The organism is Streptomyces sp. NPDC052396, assembly GCF_044593195.1.
Classification (GTDB): Bacteria; Actinomycetota; Actinomycetes; order Streptomycetales; family Streptomycetaceae; genus Streptomyces.
On record NZ_JBIUAW010000001.1, the window covers coordinates 920,337 to 936,461 of the forward strand.

Genomic DNA, 16,125 nt, shown 5'->3' on the forward strand with positions numbered 1-16,125 from the left:
GAGAGCCATGCCGCACCTGACCCACGCCGACATCAAGGCCGCAGCCATCCGGATCGCCGGCCACACCCGCCCCATCGCCCTCGCCCCCATGGACCCGCCGGGGCACGGCGTACTGGCCCTGGAATACCTCCAGCACACCGGCAGCTTCAAGGCCCGCGGCGCCTGGAACTTTCTGGCCGCCCACCGGGAGGAGGGCACCCTCCCGGACACCGGGGTCACCATCGCCTCCGGCGGCAACGCGGGCCTGGCCTGCGCCTGGGCCGCCGGACGGCTGGGCGTGCCGGCCACCGTCTTCGTACCCGAGACCGCCCCGCCGGTGAAGACCGCCGCACTGCGCCGGCTGGGCGCGGAGGTCCGCTCCGTGGGCCGCGAGTACGCCGAAGCCCTGGCCGCCTGCGAGGAGTTCGCCGCCGCCACCGGCGCCCTGGCCAGTCACGCCTATGACCACCCGCTGATCGCGGCCGGTGCGGGCACCCTGCTGGAGGAGATCCACGACCGGGTCCCCGGCCTGGCGACGGTGGTGGTCGCGGTGGGCGGCGGCGGTCTGTTCGCCGGGGTGGCGGCCGCCGCGCGGCAGCACGGCATCCGGGTGGTCGGGGTGGAGCCGGAGCGCTCCCGGGCGCTCAACGCCGCGCTGGAGGCGGGCCGGACCGTGGACGTCCCGGTGGACTCGGTCGCCGCCGACGCCCTGGGCGCCCGCCGGGCCACCCCACTGGCCCTGGCCGAGGCTCGGCAGCCGCACACCCGCTCCGTGCTGGTGCCGGACGAGGCCATCATCGGCGCCCGCCAACTGCTGTGGAGCCGGCACCGTATCGCCGTCGAACCCGCCGGAGCCACCGCCCTGGCCGCCCTGTGGCACGGGGCGTATGTCCCGGACCAGGGGGAGCGGATCGCCGTCGTCCTCTGCGGGGCCAACACCGATCCCGCGGGCCTCCAGGACGCCTGATGTCGTACCCCTGCGGCACAGTAAAGCCATGGCACCACGAACCGGCCGCGACACCCTCCTGCCCCGCCTGCCCGAGGTACGGCTGCCCCCGCTGCGGCCCTACCCGGGCGGCCCGCTGGCGGCGGACGCCGAGTACGACGAGCTGGAGTTCACCGGCTTCGATCTGAGCGGGCAGAACGCCCGGGGCGCCCGCTTCCTGGAGTGCGCCCTGGACCGCTGCACCCTGGACGAGACCGCGCTGCGCAGAGCGCGTCTGATCGGCTGCGCCCTGACCGGGGTGCGCGGGGTCGGCACCGACCTGGCCGAGGCATCCCTGCGCGAGGTGGAGCTGACCGACGCCCGCCTCGGCGGGGTCCAGCTGCATGGCGCGACCCTGGACCGGGTGCTGGTGCGCGGCGGCAAGATCGACTACCTCAATCTGCGCCGGGCCGTGCTCAAGGACGTGGTCTTCGCGGACTGTGTGCTGGTGGAGCCGGACTTCGCCGAGGCCCGGCTGGAACGCGTCGCCTTCCGCGGCTGTGTCCTGCGCCGGGCCGAGCTCAGTGGAGCCCGGCTGACCCAGGTGGACCTGCGCACGGTGGCCGAGCTGGATATCGCCCGGGGCGTCGACCGCCTCTCCGGCGCGGTCATCAGCCCTTCCCAACTCCTGGACCTGGCCCCGGTGTTCGCCGCCCAGCTGGGGGTACGGGTGGAGGCCCTGCCCGGCGGCTGAGGGCGCCGAGGACCTCAGGCGATCGTGAGCCGGATCGCGGCCAGGGTCGCCGACTGGTCCCAGTCCCAGTGCCCGCCGTTGGCGTCGACCACGGCGATCTCATGGGTGTCGTCACAGGGGATCGCGGCATAGAGCGTGGCGGGCTGGAAGAGGGCGGTGGGGTTTACCACCCGAACGGAGTAGGGGGAGCCTCCCCTGGCCCGGAGCCGTCAGGCGGCCGCGGCGGGCCCGAACCACCGGGTCAGCGCCTCGGCCAGCCCCGCACCGTCTGCGGAACCGGCCCAGCACACATGGCCGTCGGGCCGCAGCAGCACCGCGTCCGCCGCGATCTCGCCCCGGGCGTGGTCCACCCGGTCCGCCCAGGGCGCCAGGAGCGCCTCCAGCCCGGCACCGGCACGGAAGTTGACCAGCAGGCCCCGGCCGTCCGGCAGGGCGAACCCCGGCAGCCGGGCGCCCAGCAGCGGATGGGCGGGCGCGCCGGGCATGGGATAGCGGATGTCCAGGCCGGAGATCATGCCGGCCAGGCGGCGATTGGCCTCCGGGACGGCCAGCACCTCGCCGAGGATGTCCCGCAGGGCATGGATGTCCTCGTCGGGCAGCAGCAGCACCCCCTGGGCCCGGGTGTTCTGCAGCACCCGCGCCCCCACCGGGTGCCGTTCCTCGTGGTAGGTGGCCAGCAGCCCGGCGTCCAGCCGCCCCTTGACCACGGCGGCCAGCTTCCAGCCCAGGTTGAAGGCGTCCTGCATGCCCAGATTGAGGCCCTGGCCGCCGGCCGGGAAGTGGATATGGGCGGCGTCTCCGGCCAGCAGCACCCGGCCGTCGAGATAGCGCTCGGCCTGGCGGGAGGCATCGGTGAAGCGGGAGGACCAGCGGACCTCGCGCAGCAGGGGGCCGAAGGCCGGGCCCAGGGCCGTGCGCACCTCGTCCTCGGTGACGGGCGCGTCCCGGTCGGTGGTCTGCTGGGCCGGTCCGCCGAACAGAAAGCGGTAGATGCCATCGCCCAGCGGGATCAGATAGGGCTCGCCGTCCTCGCTCAGGCCGGCGAAGGGCAGCCGCCACTCCTCGGGCAGTCCCGGGCCGTCCAGCCGTATATCGGCGATGGCCGCCGAGATCCGTCCGTCCCGGCCGGGGAAGCCGACGCCCAGCAGCTTGCGCACCGGGCTGCGGCCGCCGTCCGCGCCCACCAGATAGCGGGCGCGCAGCCGATAGGAACCGTCGGGGCCGGTGGCCGTCACGGTGACGGCCGAGGGGTCCTGGGTGAAGGCGGTCAGCCGGTGCCCGCGGCGTACCTCGATGCCATAGCCGGCGAGGCGGTCCTCCAGGAACTCCTCCACCCGGGCCTGGGGAATGCCCACCTGGTAGGGGAAGGGGGTGCCAAAGCCCTGGTAATCCAAGGGCATTCCGGCGAAGTGGCCACTGGGCAGCGTGGCCAGGGCGCGTTCCCTGAGGGGTGCCAGCCAGCCACGCAGGTCCAGCACCTCGGCGGTGCGGGGCTGGAGGTTGAGGGCCCGGGACTGTCCCGAGCGCTCAACCGCCCGTTCCAGTACCAGGGTTGACACTCCGGCCAGCCCCAGTTCGTTGGCGAGCATCAGTCCGGTGGGGCCGGCGCCCACCACGATCACATCGGCATCCAGCACTTCGGTGTCCATGCGGTCTCATGCCTCCATGCCATGCCGGGCTATGTAGCGCTTGTGGAAGGTGATCAGTCCGGCCAGCACCACCAGCCACTGCAGGGTGCTCACCAGCGGAACGGAGCCCACCGGCAGGGTGACGGCCAGCACGACCCGGACGAGCGCGTCCCCGGTCATCGCCACCCCCCACACCGCGCTGAGCACCCGGACCTTGTGGCGGAAGTCCGGCTCGGTGGCCCAGCGGGTCTCCATGGTGCGCCAGCCCTCCTCGCCCGCCTTGGCGATCACCATCGGCCGGGCCATGACCATCACAAACGGCCGCTGGGTACGCAGGGTGCCCAGCACCCACAGGCCCACCATGCCGAACAGCCAGCTGTCCCGGATCAGCAGCACCCGGGGGCTGCCGGTCACCAGCGTCATCAGCGCGCCGACGACCATCAGAGAGAGGGTGAACAGCGGCATGGCCTCCAGCCGGCGCCGCTTGACCATGCCATGGACCAGCCAGGGCGCGGCCAGCAGGCTGCCCAGCAGCAGGGCGAGCCACTGGCTGACGCCCGCCGCCTGCAGCCCGTAGAAGCCGCCCAACGGCAGGGCCAGCTCCAGAAGCAGCTGCTTGACGACCAGTTTGCGTACCGCCGCGTTCTTCTCGCGCTTGGTGAGCGGGCGGTGAGCGGCGGTCAGGGTCTCGCTCATGAGGTCCTCCGGGTGGCCCGGTCGAAGATGTCGGCCAGCTCGCGGCCGTAGGCGGTGGCGTCGAAGTCCGGCAGCCGGGATGCCTGGGTGATCACCGCGTCGATGGCGCCCCGGATGGCGAATGCCATCACCAGGGGGTCGAACTCCCGGAGTTCGCCGGCCTCCTGGGCCAGCCGCATGCGCTCGGCCATTTCGCCGATCAGCAGCTCCATCGCGCTGGAGAACTCCTGTGTCCTGTCGTCCTGCAGGTTTCCCAGCACCTCGACCAGCGCCCGCACATGCTTGGGATGGTCCTTCAACAGCCCGATATTGGACTCGATATGGGCCCGGAGCCGGCCCGAGGGGGTGGTCTGGGAGTCGATCCGGGAGAGCATGTACGCCCCGTTCACCCGCATCACCTCGGCGACCACCTCCGCCATCAGGTCGTCCTTGCCGGAGAAGTGGTAGGAGATCATCCCGGTGCTGCTCAGCCCGGCCTGCCTGGCGATCCGGGTGAACGTGGCCTTGGCGTATCCCACTTCCGCGATGACCTCGATGGCGGCGCCCACGATCTGCGCCCGCCGGGCCTCCTCGGTGAACGTCCGGCCCCGGGCTTTCTGTTTGTCTGTGCTGTCTTTTGCTTCCATGAGCAAAAAACTACCCGCTCTTGCTCGGTCGAGCAAGAGCTGGTCTGGTCAAGCAATCATCAAGACGGTCCGTCAAAGTCCGCCGGTGTAGAGCAACTTGTTGGGCGTGCCGGGGGCGACCTTGGTCAGCACCCGCTGGGTGGACTGCCCGTCCAGCCAGCCGGCCACCGCCGCCGAGGTGGCCGAGGGGTTCTTGGCCCGGTACAGCGCGGCCACCCCGGTCACATGCGGTGCCGCCTGTGAGGTGCCGCTCTTGGTGGCCGGGCCGCCGCCCGGCTTGGTGGAGACGATGTCCTGGCCGGGTGCCAACAGCCGGACGCAGGAACCCCGGTTGCTGAAGTCCGTCATCTGGTCCTGGTTGTTGGTGGCGCCCACCACCACCGCCTGCCGGGCGCTGCCGGGGGAGTTCTGGCAGGCGTCGGTGGGCGGTTGGCCGGGGGCGGCGTTGCCCGCCGAGACCACCGGCACCACCCCGCGGTCCGCCAGGTTGTCGATGGCCGTATTGGTGGCCGCGGAGGCCGGGCCGTTGAGCGAGGCGTTGAGCACCGCGGGCGCGGTGAAGTTGTCGGCCACCCAGTCCAGGCCCTGGTCCAGCCGGGCGGTGGAGGTGGCCCCGGAGCAGTCCAGGACCCGCACGCTGACCAGCGAGACCTTGCGGGCCACCCCATAGGTGGCGCCGCCCACGATGCCCGCCACATGGGTGCCATGCCCGGTGCCGGTGGCGCAGTCGCGGCCGTCGCCGCCCGGGTCCACCAGGTCGACCCCCGGCCGGGCGCGGCCGCCGAACTCGCTGTTGGCGTAGTCGATCCCGGTGTCCACGATGAAGGCGGTCACCCCCTGACCGGTGCCGGTGACATGGAACTGGCCGTCCAGCGGCAGCTTGCGCCGGCCGATCCGGTCCAGCCCCCAGGAGGCCGCCGGTACCCGGCCCGCCGAGGACCGGTCGGAGGCGGTGAACACGGCGTCCTCCTCCACCGCCTCCACCTCCGGTGAGCGGCGCACATTCGCCAGCTGCTCGGGGGTCAGGGTGGCGGCGAACCCGATCAGCGCGTGCGAGTAGACGGCATCGGGCGTCACCCCCAGCTGAAGGGTGAGCGTCCGGGCGCTGGCACCCTGCCGCAGCCGGACGATGTAGTGGCCCGGTACCGCCGTGCCCTGGGTCCGGTACAGCGGTGCCGGCCCGGCTTCCGGCCCCGCCGGGCGCTCCGGCGTCGGATCGGCCGCGGCCGGCAGCACGGCGGCCCCGGCGACGGCGAGCAGTAGCGCGGCGAACACGGTGAGTTTGGGAGCCTTCATACACCCCATGGATATGCGGGCCGCACGCCTGCCGCGACCCCGGTTGGGCCAACCGGCGGGGTCGGCCCGGCGGCTCCCGGGTTCGCCTTGAGCCAGGTGCTCCGGTTAGGTTTTCGCCCATGACCGAAGCTGCTGCCTCTCCCTTCCCCCAAGCTCTCGGCTCCGCTCGAGCAGGGGAGACCCCCATCACCGGCGCCGTCGCCGCCGGCCTCGCCACCGTCACCCTGGACGGCACCGTCCTCGACACCTGGTACCCGGCCCCCGAGCTGGCCGAGGCGCCCGGCCCGGCCGGTACCCAGGAGCTGACCGCCGAGGAGACCGTGGAGCTGCTGGGCGAGGCGGCCCTCAAGGCCGTCGGTCCGGACCCGCGCCGTCAGGTCACCGTGATCGCCGTGCGCACCGTGATCGGCTCGCTGGACGACAAGCCGCTGGACACCCATGACGTCTACCTGCGTCTGCACCTGCTCTCGCACCGTCTGGTCAAGCCGCACGGCCAGAACCTCGACGGCATCTTCGGCCTGCTCGCCAATGTCGCCTGGACCTCGCTGGGCCCGGTCCCCGTGGACAAGCTGGAGCAGGTGCGGCTGAACGCCCGCGCCGAGGGCCTGCAGCTCACGGTGACCAGCGTGGACAAGTTCCCCCGGATGACCGACTATGTGGCCCCCTCCGGCGTCCGCATCGGCGACGCCGACCGGGTCCGCCTCGGCGCCCACCTCGCCTCCGGCACCACCGTGATGCACGAGGGCTTCGTCAACTTCAACGCCGGCACCCTGGGCACCTCCATGGTCGAGGGCCGCATCAGCGCCGGTGTGGTGGTCGGCGACGGTTCGGACATCGGCGGCGGCGCCTCCACCATGGGCACCCTCTCCGGCGGCGGCAAGCAGATCATCTCCATCGGCGAGCGCTGCCTGCTGGGCGCCGAGTCCGGCATCGGCATCGCCCTCGGCGACGAGTGCGTGGTGGAGGCCGGCCTGTATGTCACCGCGGGCACCCGGGTCACCCTGCCCGACGGCGAGGTGGTCAAGGCCCTGGAGCTCTTCGGCGCCGACAACATCCTCTTCCGCCGCAACTCCCTCACCGGTGGTGTGGAGGCGCGCCCCTACAAGGCCAACTGGGGTGGCCTGAACGAGGCCCTGCACAGCCACAACTGACCGTCCATGAGCGGCCGTTCGGCGTGGGCGCGCCGGGCGGCCGCTCTGGCGTTCCGGCCCCGTGCTGCGCCACCATGGAAGGCGTCCGGTCCAGCGCAAGCCGACCGTCGGGAGGGCGCGATGAAGCTCGGTAAGCCACTCGCCGTGGGATTCGCCGAGGAGGCCGAGGAGGCCGAGGAAACGGTGGCAGCGGTTCCGCGGGTCGAACCGGCAGCACGGGCGGGTGTGGCGGTACCCGAAGGCGAAGCGGTGCCGGCCGCGCGATGAGGCTGCGGCTCCCCGAGGAACGCCCCGCCCGGCCACCCACCGGCTACAAGATCGCCTACCCGGTGCTGTCCCAGGACGGCACCCGGTCCGGCTTCACCGGAGTCTCGCTGGGCGGCGGCTCACCCTATGGCGTACTGGACGACGCCCGCTGCGTCTACGGCCGCCGCCACCGGGCCCCGGCCCGCCGCTGCGACTGCGGCTTCCACTGCCTGCACTCGCTGACCGAGACGCTCGGCCTGACCTGCGCCGGGGCCCACCGGCGCGCGGTGGTGCTGGAGGTCACCGTGCTGGGCTCCTATATCCGCTATGAACGCGGCCTGCGCTACGCCCGCCAGCGGGTGCGCACCGTGCGGGTCGGCCCCTGCCCCTGTGGGCAGCGGGCCACCCGGCTCACCGACGCCGGCTGGGGCCGGCCCGGCTGGCGGGTGCTGGCCCCCGACTGCGGCGGCTGTGCGCTGGGGCTCACCGGGGTGACCTTCGCCGAGTTCGCCGGGCTGGCCGACGGGCCGCTGAAGGTCACCGCCGAAGGGCGCGGTGAGCGCGGAGCGGCCGATGTCACGGTGCCGGAGCTGATGGCGGAGGCCGCGCTGCTCCAGGCCCGACTGGACTGGTTTCAGGGGCAGTTGGCCAAGTTCACGGGGCGTGAGCAGCTTTAGGTGTGCGTGCCGGGTGCGGGCCGTCCTGGGTTGTTCGCGCCCACGCGGCGGAGCCGCATGATGTAGCTGCCCCGCGCCCCTAAAGGGGCGCCCCGAACGCCTCGCGGTGGGCCTTCAGCAGTGCGTCCGTACGGGCTCGGTCCGCCGGCCGCAGTGGGGCGCGGACCGGGCCGCCGGGCAGGCCCAGTGCGCCCAGCAGGGCCTTGGCGGTCACCGTGCCCGGCAGGCCGTCCGCCATCATCAGCCGGACCAGCGGCAGGACACGCTGGTGGTGGCGGGTGGCCTCGGCGGCCTCGCCCGCGTCATGGGCGTCCAGCATGGCGGCCAGCAGCGGACCCGCCACATTGGCCACCGTGCTCACAAAGCCCGCCCCGCCCACCGCGTACAGCGGCAGGTTCAGCTCCTCGCAGCCCGAGTAGTAGGCCAGCTCCGTCTCCGCGATCACCCGGGAGCTGCCCAGCAGGTCATAGGCGCAGTCCTTGACGGCCACGATGCGCGGGTGCGCGGCCAGCCGCAGCATGGTCTCCACCTCGATCCGGGTGCCGGTGCGCCCCGGGATGTCGTACAGCATCACCGGCAGCTCCACCGCGTCGGCCACGATGCGGAAGTGCGCCTCCACATCGTCCTGCGGCGGCTTGCTGTAGTAGGGGGTGACCACCAACAGCCCGTCGGCGCCCGCCTCCTGGACGGAGCGGGCCAGCTCCACCGTGTGCCGGGTGTCGAAGGAGCCCACCCCGGCGACCACCGGGACCCGCCCGCCGACCGCCTCGGTCACCGCCCGCACCAGCGCCTCCTTCTCCGAGTCGGAGGTGGTGGGGGACTCGCCGGTGGTCCCGCTGAGCACCAGGCCGTCACAGCGGCCCTCGGTGACCAGGTGATCGGCCAGGCGCTGGGCCCCGTCCAGGTCCAGGGCCCCGTCCGTGGTGAATGGGGTGACCATGGCGCACAGGGAACGGCCGAAGGGGCTGGTGGTCGGCATTGCTCTCACACTCCGGAATCGGGGGGCTCTGCCGGGATTCTGGCCTCTTCGACCGTACAGGTCTATTTACTTGTCGTTACCCCATTGCTAAGCACTGCTACGCGATGTGGTGACCAAGCGCAGGGTGCCGGTTGCCGGTTGACGAACGCGGCCCCGCCGAATCCGTCTAGGCTTGGCCGGTGCGCCCCGGCCCGACGTCCGGCGGAGCGCCCGACACCGTCGCCACAAGGAGAAGCCCCCTCATGCCCGCAGAGCGCCCCACCATGCCGCCGGTACGGCTCCACTCCGACGCGGAGCTGGCGCGGGACGCGCTGTCCGCGCCGCTGTTCGCCCGCGCCGTCCGGCTGGCCCGCTGGGCCGGCGAGGGCACCCCGGTGGGTGCGGGCGGGGAGCTGCTGGCCGGCCAACTGCGGGAAGCCACCGAGCTGTTGGGCCTGGAGAAGGACGAGGACGGCCCCGCGTACACCGCCGAGGCCTGGCAGCTCGCCCTGGACACCGGCCTGGTGGAGTTCACCGAGGACGAGGAGGCCGAGGCCGCCGGCGCGCCCTCCGACGAGCCCAGCGGCACCGCGGTGGCCGGCGAGGAGCTGGCCGCCCTCACCTCCGGCAGCCCGCAGGACGTGCTGGATCTGTGGCTGGCCGGCCTGGAGACGGTGCTCGCCGATGCGGCCGCCCCCGACCTGGGCGACATCGTCGACCAGATCTCCGAGGGCGGCGACCTCGACCTGGACGCCATCGACTGGAACCCCGAGGACGAGGCCGACTTCCTCGACGGCGTCCTCGGCAACCTCTATGTGCTCACCGCCCTGGGCGAGGGCTCGGCGGAACGGCCGGTCCCGCTGCCCGCACTGGCCGCCTCCATGATCGTCCCGGATGACATGGACGAGCCCACCGACGACATCCTGGAAGAGGTCTCGGACGCGATGATGCGCCTGGACGACCAGTTCCGGGTGCTGGCCCCCACCGGCCTGCTGGAGTACCAGCCGGTCGACGAGTCACTGATCGAGGAGGTCGACGGAGAGGGTCATATCCGCGAGTCCGTGGACGGCGTCCGCTCCGACCTGCCCGAGGAGGAGGACGTCACCCGCTACGGCATGGTCGCCCTCACCCCGCTCGGCGTCTTCGCGGTCCGCACCCGGATGCTGGAGGCCGGGGTGGACGCCCCCGCCGTCGGCGACCTCGCCGAGCAGAACGCGGACGTCCTGCTGGGCGCCCTCCCGTACCACCCGGGCCCGGCCGCCCGCGCCGAGGCCGAGCTCTGGCTGGCCCGCCGGACCCCGTCGGAGGCCGCCCGTGAACTGCTCGCCGCGGCCCGTGGCGACGACGAGGACGCCCCGCTGCGCCGGCTGTCCTGCCAGCAGACCCTCTCCCTGCTGGGCGCCGAGGCCGAGCCCGCGCTGCGCGAGGTGCTGGACGACCTCCACCTCGGCGGGCTGGCCCGGGTCTGGCTGGCCGAGTCCGGCGCCACCGACATCCCCGAGCCCGCCGAGGCCATGGTCTTCTGGCTGACCATCGACACCATCGCCGCCCAGCTGGCCGTCGGCGGCGAGTCGGAGGAGCTGCGCGGCCTGGTGGAGGGCCTGGTCGGACAGCACAACGGCTTCCTGGACGCGGCCTGGCGGGTGGACCACCCGGCGACCGCGGAGGTGCTGGAGGCGATGGGCCGGCTGCACCCCGACAAGAAGGTGGCCAAGGAGGCCCGCAAGGCGGCCTACAAGGCGCGCTCCCGCGGCTGACCGGCCCCGGCCGGGGAGTCCGGCCAGGAATCTCCGGCGGCGCCGGGTGTTGTCCAGAGCGTGATACCGCTATCGATACTCGACCGCTCGCTGGTGCGGCGGGGACAGCCGCCCGGCGAGGCCCTACGGGAGACCGTGCGGCTGGCCCGGCACGCCGAGGCGCTGGGCTACCACCGCTTCTGGGTCAGAAGCGGTACACCCTGCTAACGCTCTAAAACCGCAGGTCAGACGGCAAGCACTGAGGCACCGCGACCAACAGCAACCCGCCCGCGCACCTCGGAAGGGGAACGCGGACGGGTTGGTATGGGTCAGACGAGGCTGACTCCGGCCTGAGTCTTGATGGTGTCCACGGCTTCATCGGTGAGCCACCGCAGAGGGACGACGGTCCAGCGTCGGCCCTTGCGCATGATCACGGCTTGACCGTCCTTGGTGGTCTCACACCGCATGAAGCCCTTTTCTCTCAGGTCCTGAATCAGGTCCTCGCCACGCTTCATTTGCCTTCCCGGTCCTTGTCGTCAGCCATCCCGCTGTGCACGTCGCCGTTCTGAGAGACGCGGGTGTCCGGGTCGGTCGCCTGATCCTGGTTGGCCTGCGGGTCCCAGGGCTCCCCGGCGTTCTCGAAGTCCTTCTTACCCATTCTGGGGGTACTCCTTCCTGCCCAAGGCGGGCACAGGGACGGCCCCTGCGCCGTCGTGCGCTTGCTGACCCACCCGGCCGCCACACCACGAGACCGGGCGGGGGTCTAATGGGTCCTGATCGCCACCGCCCGCTCTTGCCGGGCGAGGCGGCCCGCCAGGACCGATCCCGGCGGGGGCGAGATGATCGTGTAGCAGGTGGATCGCTCCACGAACAGCCGGTGCCCCGTCTCTTCCGCGTGCGCCTTCTGCTGCTTGTCCGCCTCTTCCCGGTCGTCCAAGACGCGGTACTCCCACCGGCACATGGTGTCGTGCTCGCCCTGGTCGCCGCCCGGGATCACGTCCCGGCAGAGCACCAGGTACTCAGCGGCAGCCCCCTCGTCCGGGACGGTCACCCAGTCGGCGAATTTGAAGGTGCTACGGCTCACTTGGCACCGCCGGTCACGCACTCGGTGTGCCAGTAGCGGGCGACGAGAGACGCAGACGACCGCTCGTTGTCCACGCGTCGGCACGGCTTGTCAGTGCGGATGGGTTTGCGGCACTTCTCGCACGTCTCCCCCTTGGGCGCGTACGTGGCGTACATCAGGGGGTCGCTGGTGCTCGTCGAAGCCATCGTTTCGCCGTCCCCTCGCGTGGTGGAAGGGGTCTCACGCTAGGACCGTGTCGCTTCCGGAGCCCTCGAAGTTTCTCGATATTTCTCGCGCTGGTTCGCGATCTCCTCAATGGTTCTCGGGTCACCTGAGAACACGGCGCGCACGAGCCAAAACCCGATGAGCCTCCGCTCCGTACACCGACGCATCGTTCAGCCGGTCCCAGACGCGCCCGTACAGAGCCACGTCGGCCGGGTCGTCCAGCCGAAGCTCCGTACTGATCGTTTCGACGCGCACCAGCCGCTCATCAAAGATCCAAAACCCGTGCCTCGGGGTCAGCGTCAGCGGCACCCCGAGAGGGACGATGCCCAGCGACACCGTGTCCAGCCCGACCAGGCCGGCGAGCCGGTCAAGCTGCGCAGCGAGCGTCACCGGGGAGCACGGCAGGGCGTGAAGGGCCGCCTCCCACAAGATGATCCGGTGCTGTTTGCCGGGCTCGTACAGCACCTCTTGCCGCTTCATACGGGCACGAACGGCGGCCTCAGTGTCCCGAGGGGTCTGATGAAGGGAGGCGTTGTGCGTCAGCAGAGCGCGCGCATAGTCAGGGGTCTGGAAGAGGCCGGGGATCACGGTCGCCTCGTAGGCCCGGACCGCGCGAGTCTGCCGGTACTCGATGACCGACTGCTCGTTTATCGAAGCGTGCCCGGAGGCAAGCTGACGGCGGCGAGACTGCACATGCGTCTCAAGCCCCCGCAAGCGGCGCTGTAGGTCCTCAGACTCCCCGGGAGCCCCACAGGCCCGTGCCCACGCCTCCAGGTCCTCCGGGGCGGCTGTCTGGCGGCCGTTCTCCAGCTTCGAAACCTTGGAGTGGGCCCAGCCGCAACGATCGGACAGCTGTCGGCCAGTAAGCCCGCCCTCGGTGCGCAGCTCACGCAGCCGCGCGCCGAGGGCTTCCCGGGCTCGTTGGAAATCAGTGCTCACATGGCGGACGGTACCCGCGCGTTGAACTCCTCGTACGGGACAGCGAAGTGCCAGGCGGCATCGCGGACTTGGCAAGCCGCCAGTACAGCAGCCGGCTCGGTCACCAGCTCCAGCCCGAGCGTCCGGCCGTCCTCATGGTGGAAGCGGGCCAGAGTACGTGAGTCGAACAGCCAGAAATCCGCCATGGGCAACACCAGCCGCTCAGCATCAGCGCGCCACATGTACCGGATGTCCTCCCCGGCCTCGATGGTGACCGGGGCGCCGTCGAGTAGGTACCGCTGGTTGTCGGTCGGCGGGTCGTCCACGAGCCGAACACGCTCAACCCGCTTGCCCTGCTCAGCCAAGGCGCGGCGACCGTTCAGGAACGCTTCCCGGCCCTCCGCGCTGTAGCCGTCGCCGCGAGCCCAGCGCTTGAAGCGATCCGACCCGGTGTCGGCCTCGTAGGAGCGCTGCGTCTCCAGTCGCCAAGCGGTGTGCTTGAAGCTGTCGAACAGCTCGTTGAGCACCGACGTGCTGACCAGTTCCGGCACGTGCCTACTCCTTGGGTGCGAACCGAACCAGCAGTTCGCGGGGGACGATGACGAAGGACTCGGTGGGCTTCACGGCGCGGAGCTGCGCAACGTCCTCGTCGTCGGCCGTCTCGCCTTGAACCAGGATCTCGCCGGTGTCCAGGTCCTCGTACAGGGTGGGGCAGTCGTTGTCGTCCGAGGTGGTGCCAAGCATCTTCAGGCGTCGCGACATGGCTGTTCCCTTCTGCTCGGAAGCGGTCGGCACAGCATGTCCCGAGCCTCCGCGATCTGTCAGCAAGACGATCGAGAAACAACATGCCCCCACAGCAGCCCAGCACTCGACCGCTATCGCGCCGCGTTCCGCCCCTCCGGCTGGTGGGACCGTCCGTATACGGTCCTGGCCGGCGGCATCGCGGTAGCCGGCACCACGGACGCCGCCCGCCGCCTGCTGGCCCCCGAGGCCTGGGCCCTCGCCCACTCCCGCACCCATGGTGTCTTCCCGCCGCTGCTCCCCGCCGAGGAGATCCGCCCCGACCGGATGACGGACCGCGAACGCGGCTTCTATGAGTCCGGGCTGAGCGCCCAGCTCTACGGCACCGAGGAGGAAGTCGCCCTGGCCCTGGGTGAGTTGGCCGCCCGCACCGGCGCGGACGAAGTGCTTGTCACCACCGGCGCCCATGACCGGGAGGGACTGCTGGAGTCCCATCGGCGGCTGGCACACGCCATCCTCCGCCCCACCGCCGGGAGTTGACAGACTCTCCCGCACCCCGGAAGAACCCGCGCCCGGCCCGCGCTGAGCTCCGCATGATCGAAAAAACGGATATCTCCTTCGGCCCCGACTCCCGCAACCGGCTCGCCGAGACCGGCGATCCCTCGGCCAAGGGCGCCGAGGCCGCCCTGGAATCGTTCTACTACGCGCTCAACGGCCGGGACCTGGACGCGCTTCGGGCCGATTGGGGGCAGAGCCCGCTGGTGCAGCTCAACAACCCGGTGGGCGGCATCCTCCGGGGCATCGACGCCGTCGCCGACCTCTATGCCAAGGTCTTCGACGGCGCCGTGCGGGTCCAGGTGACCTTCGGGGACGTGGTGGCCTACCTGGGCGAGGACCACGCGGTGTTCGCCGGCCGGGAGAGCGGCAGCTACACCGCCCCGGACGGCACCGCGGCACCGCTGGAGATCCGCACCAGCCGCTACTTCCGCTACCAGGACGGACACTGGCGGCAGTTCCACCACCACGGCAGCATCGACGACCCCGGGATGCTGAGCGCCTACCAGCGGGCCGTACGCGGCATCTGACCGCCGCGGCCGACGACTACAGCGCCTCGGCCCCCGGCTGGACCAGGCCGCGCGCCGTACGGGCCTTCACAAACCGCCCGAGGGCCGTCATCTCCCACTCGCCCGAGTGCCGGCGGATGAATTTGGCCATCAGCACGCCGGTCGTCGGCTCGGAGCCGGTGAGGTCATAACGGACCAGCTCTTCGCCGGTCCGGGCATCCAGCAGGCGGCAGTACGCCTTGGCCACCTCGGTGAACTTCTGGCCGCTGAAGGAGTTGACGGTGAAGACCAGGCCGGTGACATTCGGGGGCAGACCGCCCAGGTGGACGGTGATGGTCTCGTCGTCACCGGCACCCGCGCCGGTGAGGTTGTCCCCGGAGTGCTGGATCGCACCGTTGAGGATCAACAACCGGCCGAAGTAGCAGGTGTCGATCGGCCGGCGGTCGGGGCCGTAGGCGATCACCGAGGCGTCCAGGTCGATGGAGCGGCCGTGGTAGGCGGGCTCCCAGCCCAGGCCCATCTTCAGCGAAGTGGTGAGCGGCCGGCCGCCCTTGACCAGGGAGACCGTCTCGTTCTTGCGCAGGCTCACCCGGCCCTTGTCCAGATTGACCTTGGGGGCGGCGGCCGGGTCGGGGCCGGGTACCGCCGGCACGGGGGCGCCCGGGGACCAGGCGCCGGGCGGCACGGCTCCGGGGGCGGCCATCGGTGCGGGTGCGCCGGGCGGTATCGGCGCCCCGGGCAGCACCGGCGCCGCACCGAAGGCACCGGGCGCGCCCGCGGGGGGCATGGGGGCCGGCGCGGTCGGCGGCATGGGGGGCGCGCTCGGCGGCATGGGCGCCGGCGGCGCGGCGGGAACCGGCGGAGCCGTCGGCCCTTCCACACTCACTCCGAAGTCCATGGCGATGCCGGCCAGGCCGTTGGCGTACCCCTGCCCCACCGCGCGCAGCTTCCACGCCCCGGCGCGCCGGTAGAGCTCCACCACCACCAGGGCGGTCTCCGGGCCCAGCCGGGGCGGGGTAAAGGTGGCCACCGGGGCGCCGGTGGCCGTGTCCCGGACGGTGGCGGTGGGTTCGGTGCCGGCGAAGGTGGCGCCGGGGGCGTCCAGGCTGGCGGTGACGACCACCTTGTCAATGCCGGCGGGCACGGCCGCGGTGTCCACGGTGATGGCGTCGGAGACTCCGGCGGCGGCCGAACGGTGGCTCACCCCGGGCCCGTTGGGCTGGTTGTAGAAGACGAAGTCGTCGTCGGAGCGCACCTTGCCGTCGGCGGTGAGCAGCAGGCCCGATACGTCGAGCCGCACCGGGGCGGTGACGTCCACCGTCACCACGGTGACGGGAAGCGGGAGGTTCGAGCCGGGTGTCATTGCGGTCATGATCCGGGTAACGCTCGGCGGGCCTTTACGGTTCCATGACCAATGGCCGGATGTGGACCCCGCCGAGCAG

At 71.8% G+C, this 16,125-nt stretch carries 22 protein-coding genes and 1 pseudogene; 9 read left to right on the forward strand and 14 right to left on the reverse strand.

What is annotated here, in order from left to right; genetic code table 11:
- Positions 1 to 7: 7 nt before the first annotated feature.
- On the forward strand, positions 8 to 946 hold the full coding sequence (locus ACIHFE_RS04445) for a threonine/serine dehydratase (RefSeq protein ID WP_400104257.1): 939 nt from the start codon (positions 8 to 10) through the stop codon (positions 944 to 946).
- 28 nt (positions 947 to 974) lie between these two features.
- On the forward strand, positions 975 to 1,658 hold the full coding sequence (locus ACIHFE_RS04450) for a pentapeptide repeat-containing protein (protein WP_400104258.1): 684 nt from the start codon (positions 975 to 977) through the stop codon (positions 1,656 to 1,658).
- Positions 1,659 to 1,672: 14 nt separating this feature from the next.
- Here ACIHFE_RS04450 and ACIHFE_RS04455 read toward each other — a convergent pair whose 3' ends face one another.
- From ACIHFE_RS04455 to ACIHFE_RS04475, 5 genes are all read right to left on the reverse strand, one after another.
- Positions 1,673 to 1,828 carry a hypothetical protein gene (locus ACIHFE_RS04455; protein ID WP_400104259.1) on the reverse strand — a complete coding sequence of 52 codons (156 nt, stop codon included), beginning with the start codon at positions 1,826 to 1,828 and terminating at the stop codon, positions 1,673 to 1,675.
- Between the two features lie 39 nt (positions 1,829 to 1,867).
- The gene (locus ACIHFE_RS04460) at positions 1,868 to 3,307 is read right to left on the reverse strand and encodes an FAD-dependent monooxygenase (protein WP_400104260.1); all 1,440 of its coding nucleotides are present in this window, start codon (positions 3,305 to 3,307) and stop codon (positions 1,868 to 1,870) included.
- 6 nt (positions 3,308 to 3,313) lie between these two features.
- Complete coding sequence (locus ACIHFE_RS04465; RefSeq protein WP_400104261.1) at positions 3,314 to 3,982, reverse strand: VC0807 family protein; 669 nt, start codon at positions 3,980 to 3,982, stop codon at positions 3,314 to 3,316.
- Positions 3,979 to 4,608 (reverse strand): TetR/AcrR family transcriptional regulator, encoded by a 630-nt coding sequence (locus ACIHFE_RS04470; protein ID WP_400104262.1) that lies wholly within the window; start codon positions 4,606 to 4,608, stop codon positions 3,979 to 3,981. Before ACIHFE_RS04470 ends, ACIHFE_RS04465 begins: the two co-directional genes overlap by 4 nt.
- 72 nt (positions 4,609 to 4,680) lie before the next feature.
- A complete protein-coding gene (locus tag ACIHFE_RS04475; protein ID WP_400104263.1) occupies positions 4,681 to 5,904 on the reverse strand; it encodes a S8 family peptidase in 1,224 nt (407 codons plus the stop codon).
- A gap of 119 nt (positions 5,905 to 6,023) precedes the next feature.
- Between ACIHFE_RS04475 and dapD the strand changes: the two genes are divergently transcribed.
- From dapD to ACIHFE_RS04490, 3 genes are all read left to right on the forward strand, one after another.
- On the forward strand, positions 6,024 to 7,055 hold the full coding sequence (gene dapD, locus ACIHFE_RS04480) for a 2,3,4,5-tetrahydropyridine-2,6-dicarboxylate N-succinyltransferase (protein ID WP_400104264.1): 1,032 nt from the start codon (positions 6,024 to 6,026) through the stop codon (positions 7,053 to 7,055).
- A 120-nt stretch (positions 7,056 to 7,175) separates the two neighbouring features.
- A complete protein-coding gene (locus ACIHFE_RS04485; RefSeq protein ID WP_400104265.1) occupies positions 7,176 to 7,322 on the forward strand; it encodes a hypothetical protein in 147 nt (48 codons plus the stop codon).
- On the forward strand, positions 7,319 to 7,978 hold the full coding sequence (locus ACIHFE_RS04490) for a hypothetical protein (protein ID WP_400104266.1): 660 nt from the start codon (positions 7,319 to 7,321) through the stop codon (positions 7,976 to 7,978). The genes ACIHFE_RS04485 and ACIHFE_RS04490 overlap by 4 nt, the downstream gene beginning before the upstream one ends.
- A 79-nt stretch (positions 7,979 to 8,057) precedes the next feature.
- Here ACIHFE_RS04490 and dapA read toward each other — a convergent pair whose 3' ends face one another.
- Positions 8,058 to 8,957 (reverse strand): 4-hydroxy-tetrahydrodipicolinate synthase, encoded by a 900-nt coding sequence (gene dapA, locus ACIHFE_RS04495; protein WP_400104267.1) that lies wholly within the window; start codon positions 8,955 to 8,957, stop codon positions 8,058 to 8,060.
- 242 nt (positions 8,958 to 9,199) lie between these two features.
- Here dapA and ACIHFE_RS04500 point away from each other — a divergent pair, with 242 nt between their 5' ends.
- Both ACIHFE_RS04500 and ACIHFE_RS04505 read left to right on the forward strand, forming a co-directional pair.
- Positions 9,200 to 10,693 carry a hypothetical protein gene (locus tag ACIHFE_RS04500; protein ID WP_400104268.1) on the forward strand — a complete coding sequence of 498 codons (1,494 nt, stop codon included), beginning with the start codon at positions 9,200 to 9,202 and terminating at the stop codon, positions 10,691 to 10,693.
- A 60-nt stretch (positions 10,694 to 10,753) separates the two neighbouring features.
- Positions 10,754 to 10,879, forward strand: a pseudogene (locus ACIHFE_RS04505) (LLM class flavin-dependent oxidoreductase); the annotation flags it as partial.
- 122 nt (positions 10,880 to 11,001) lie between these two features.
- On the opposite strand, the gene ACIHFE_RS04510 reads toward ACIHFE_RS04505, so the two are convergent.
- The 7 genes from ACIHFE_RS04510 to ACIHFE_RS04540 all read right to left on the reverse strand — a co-directional run bounded on the left by ACIHFE_RS04510 (position 11,002) and on the right by ACIHFE_RS04540 (position 13,640).
- Positions 11,002 to 11,187, reverse strand: a complete 186-nt coding sequence (locus ACIHFE_RS04510) for a hypothetical protein (RefSeq protein ID WP_400104269.1) — start codon at positions 11,185 to 11,187, stop codon at positions 11,002 to 11,004.
- Positions 11,184 to 11,330, reverse strand: coding sequence for a hypothetical protein (locus ACIHFE_RS04515; RefSeq protein ID WP_400104270.1), 147 nt, complete (start codon positions 11,328 to 11,330; stop codon positions 11,184 to 11,186). Before ACIHFE_RS04515 ends, ACIHFE_RS04510 begins: the two co-directional genes overlap by 4 nt.
- Before the next feature lie 105 nt (positions 11,331 to 11,435).
- Positions 11,436 to 11,756, reverse strand: a complete 321-nt coding sequence (locus tag ACIHFE_RS04520; protein WP_400104271.1) for a hypothetical protein — start codon at positions 11,754 to 11,756, stop codon at positions 11,436 to 11,438.
- The gene (locus tag ACIHFE_RS04525; protein ID WP_400104272.1) at positions 11,753 to 11,941 is read right to left on the reverse strand and encodes a hypothetical protein; all 189 of its coding nucleotides are present in this window, start codon (positions 11,939 to 11,941) and stop codon (positions 11,753 to 11,755) included. Before ACIHFE_RS04525 ends, ACIHFE_RS04520 begins: the two co-directional genes overlap by 4 nt.
- A 121-nt stretch (positions 11,942 to 12,062) precedes the next feature.
- Positions 12,063 to 12,899, reverse strand: coding sequence for a helix-turn-helix domain-containing protein (locus ACIHFE_RS04530; protein ID WP_400104273.1), 837 nt, complete (start codon positions 12,897 to 12,899; stop codon positions 12,063 to 12,065).
- Entirely contained in the window at positions 12,896 to 13,429 is a 534-nt protein-coding gene (locus ACIHFE_RS04535) for a DUF6879 family protein (RefSeq protein WP_400104274.1), read from the reverse strand. The genes ACIHFE_RS04530 and ACIHFE_RS04535 overlap by 4 nt, the downstream gene beginning before the upstream one ends.
- A gap of 4 nt (positions 13,430 to 13,433) precedes the next feature.
- On the reverse strand, positions 13,434 to 13,640 hold the full coding sequence (locus ACIHFE_RS04540) for a hypothetical protein (RefSeq protein ID WP_400104275.1): 207 nt from the start codon (positions 13,638 to 13,640) through the stop codon (positions 13,434 to 13,436).
- A 36-nt stretch (positions 13,641 to 13,676) separates the two neighbouring features.
- Between ACIHFE_RS04540 and ACIHFE_RS04545 the strand changes: the two genes are divergently transcribed.
- Positions 13,677 to 14,159 carry a hypothetical protein gene (locus tag ACIHFE_RS04545; RefSeq protein ID WP_400104276.1) on the forward strand — a complete coding sequence of 161 codons (483 nt, stop codon included), beginning with the start codon at positions 13,677 to 13,679 and terminating at the stop codon, positions 14,157 to 14,159.
- A 53-nt stretch (positions 14,160 to 14,212) separates the two neighbouring features.
- A complete protein-coding gene (locus ACIHFE_RS04550) occupies positions 14,213 to 14,704 on the forward strand; it encodes a YybH family protein (RefSeq protein WP_400104277.1) in 492 nt (163 codons plus the stop codon).
- Positions 14,705 to 14,720: 16 nt separating this feature from the next.
- On the opposite strand, the gene ACIHFE_RS04555 is transcribed toward ACIHFE_RS04550, so the two are convergent.
- A complete protein-coding gene (locus ACIHFE_RS04555; protein WP_400104278.1) occupies positions 14,721 to 16,046 on the reverse strand; it encodes a TerD family protein in 1,326 nt (441 codons plus the stop codon).
- Positions 16,047 to 16,125 lie beyond the last annotated feature (79 nt).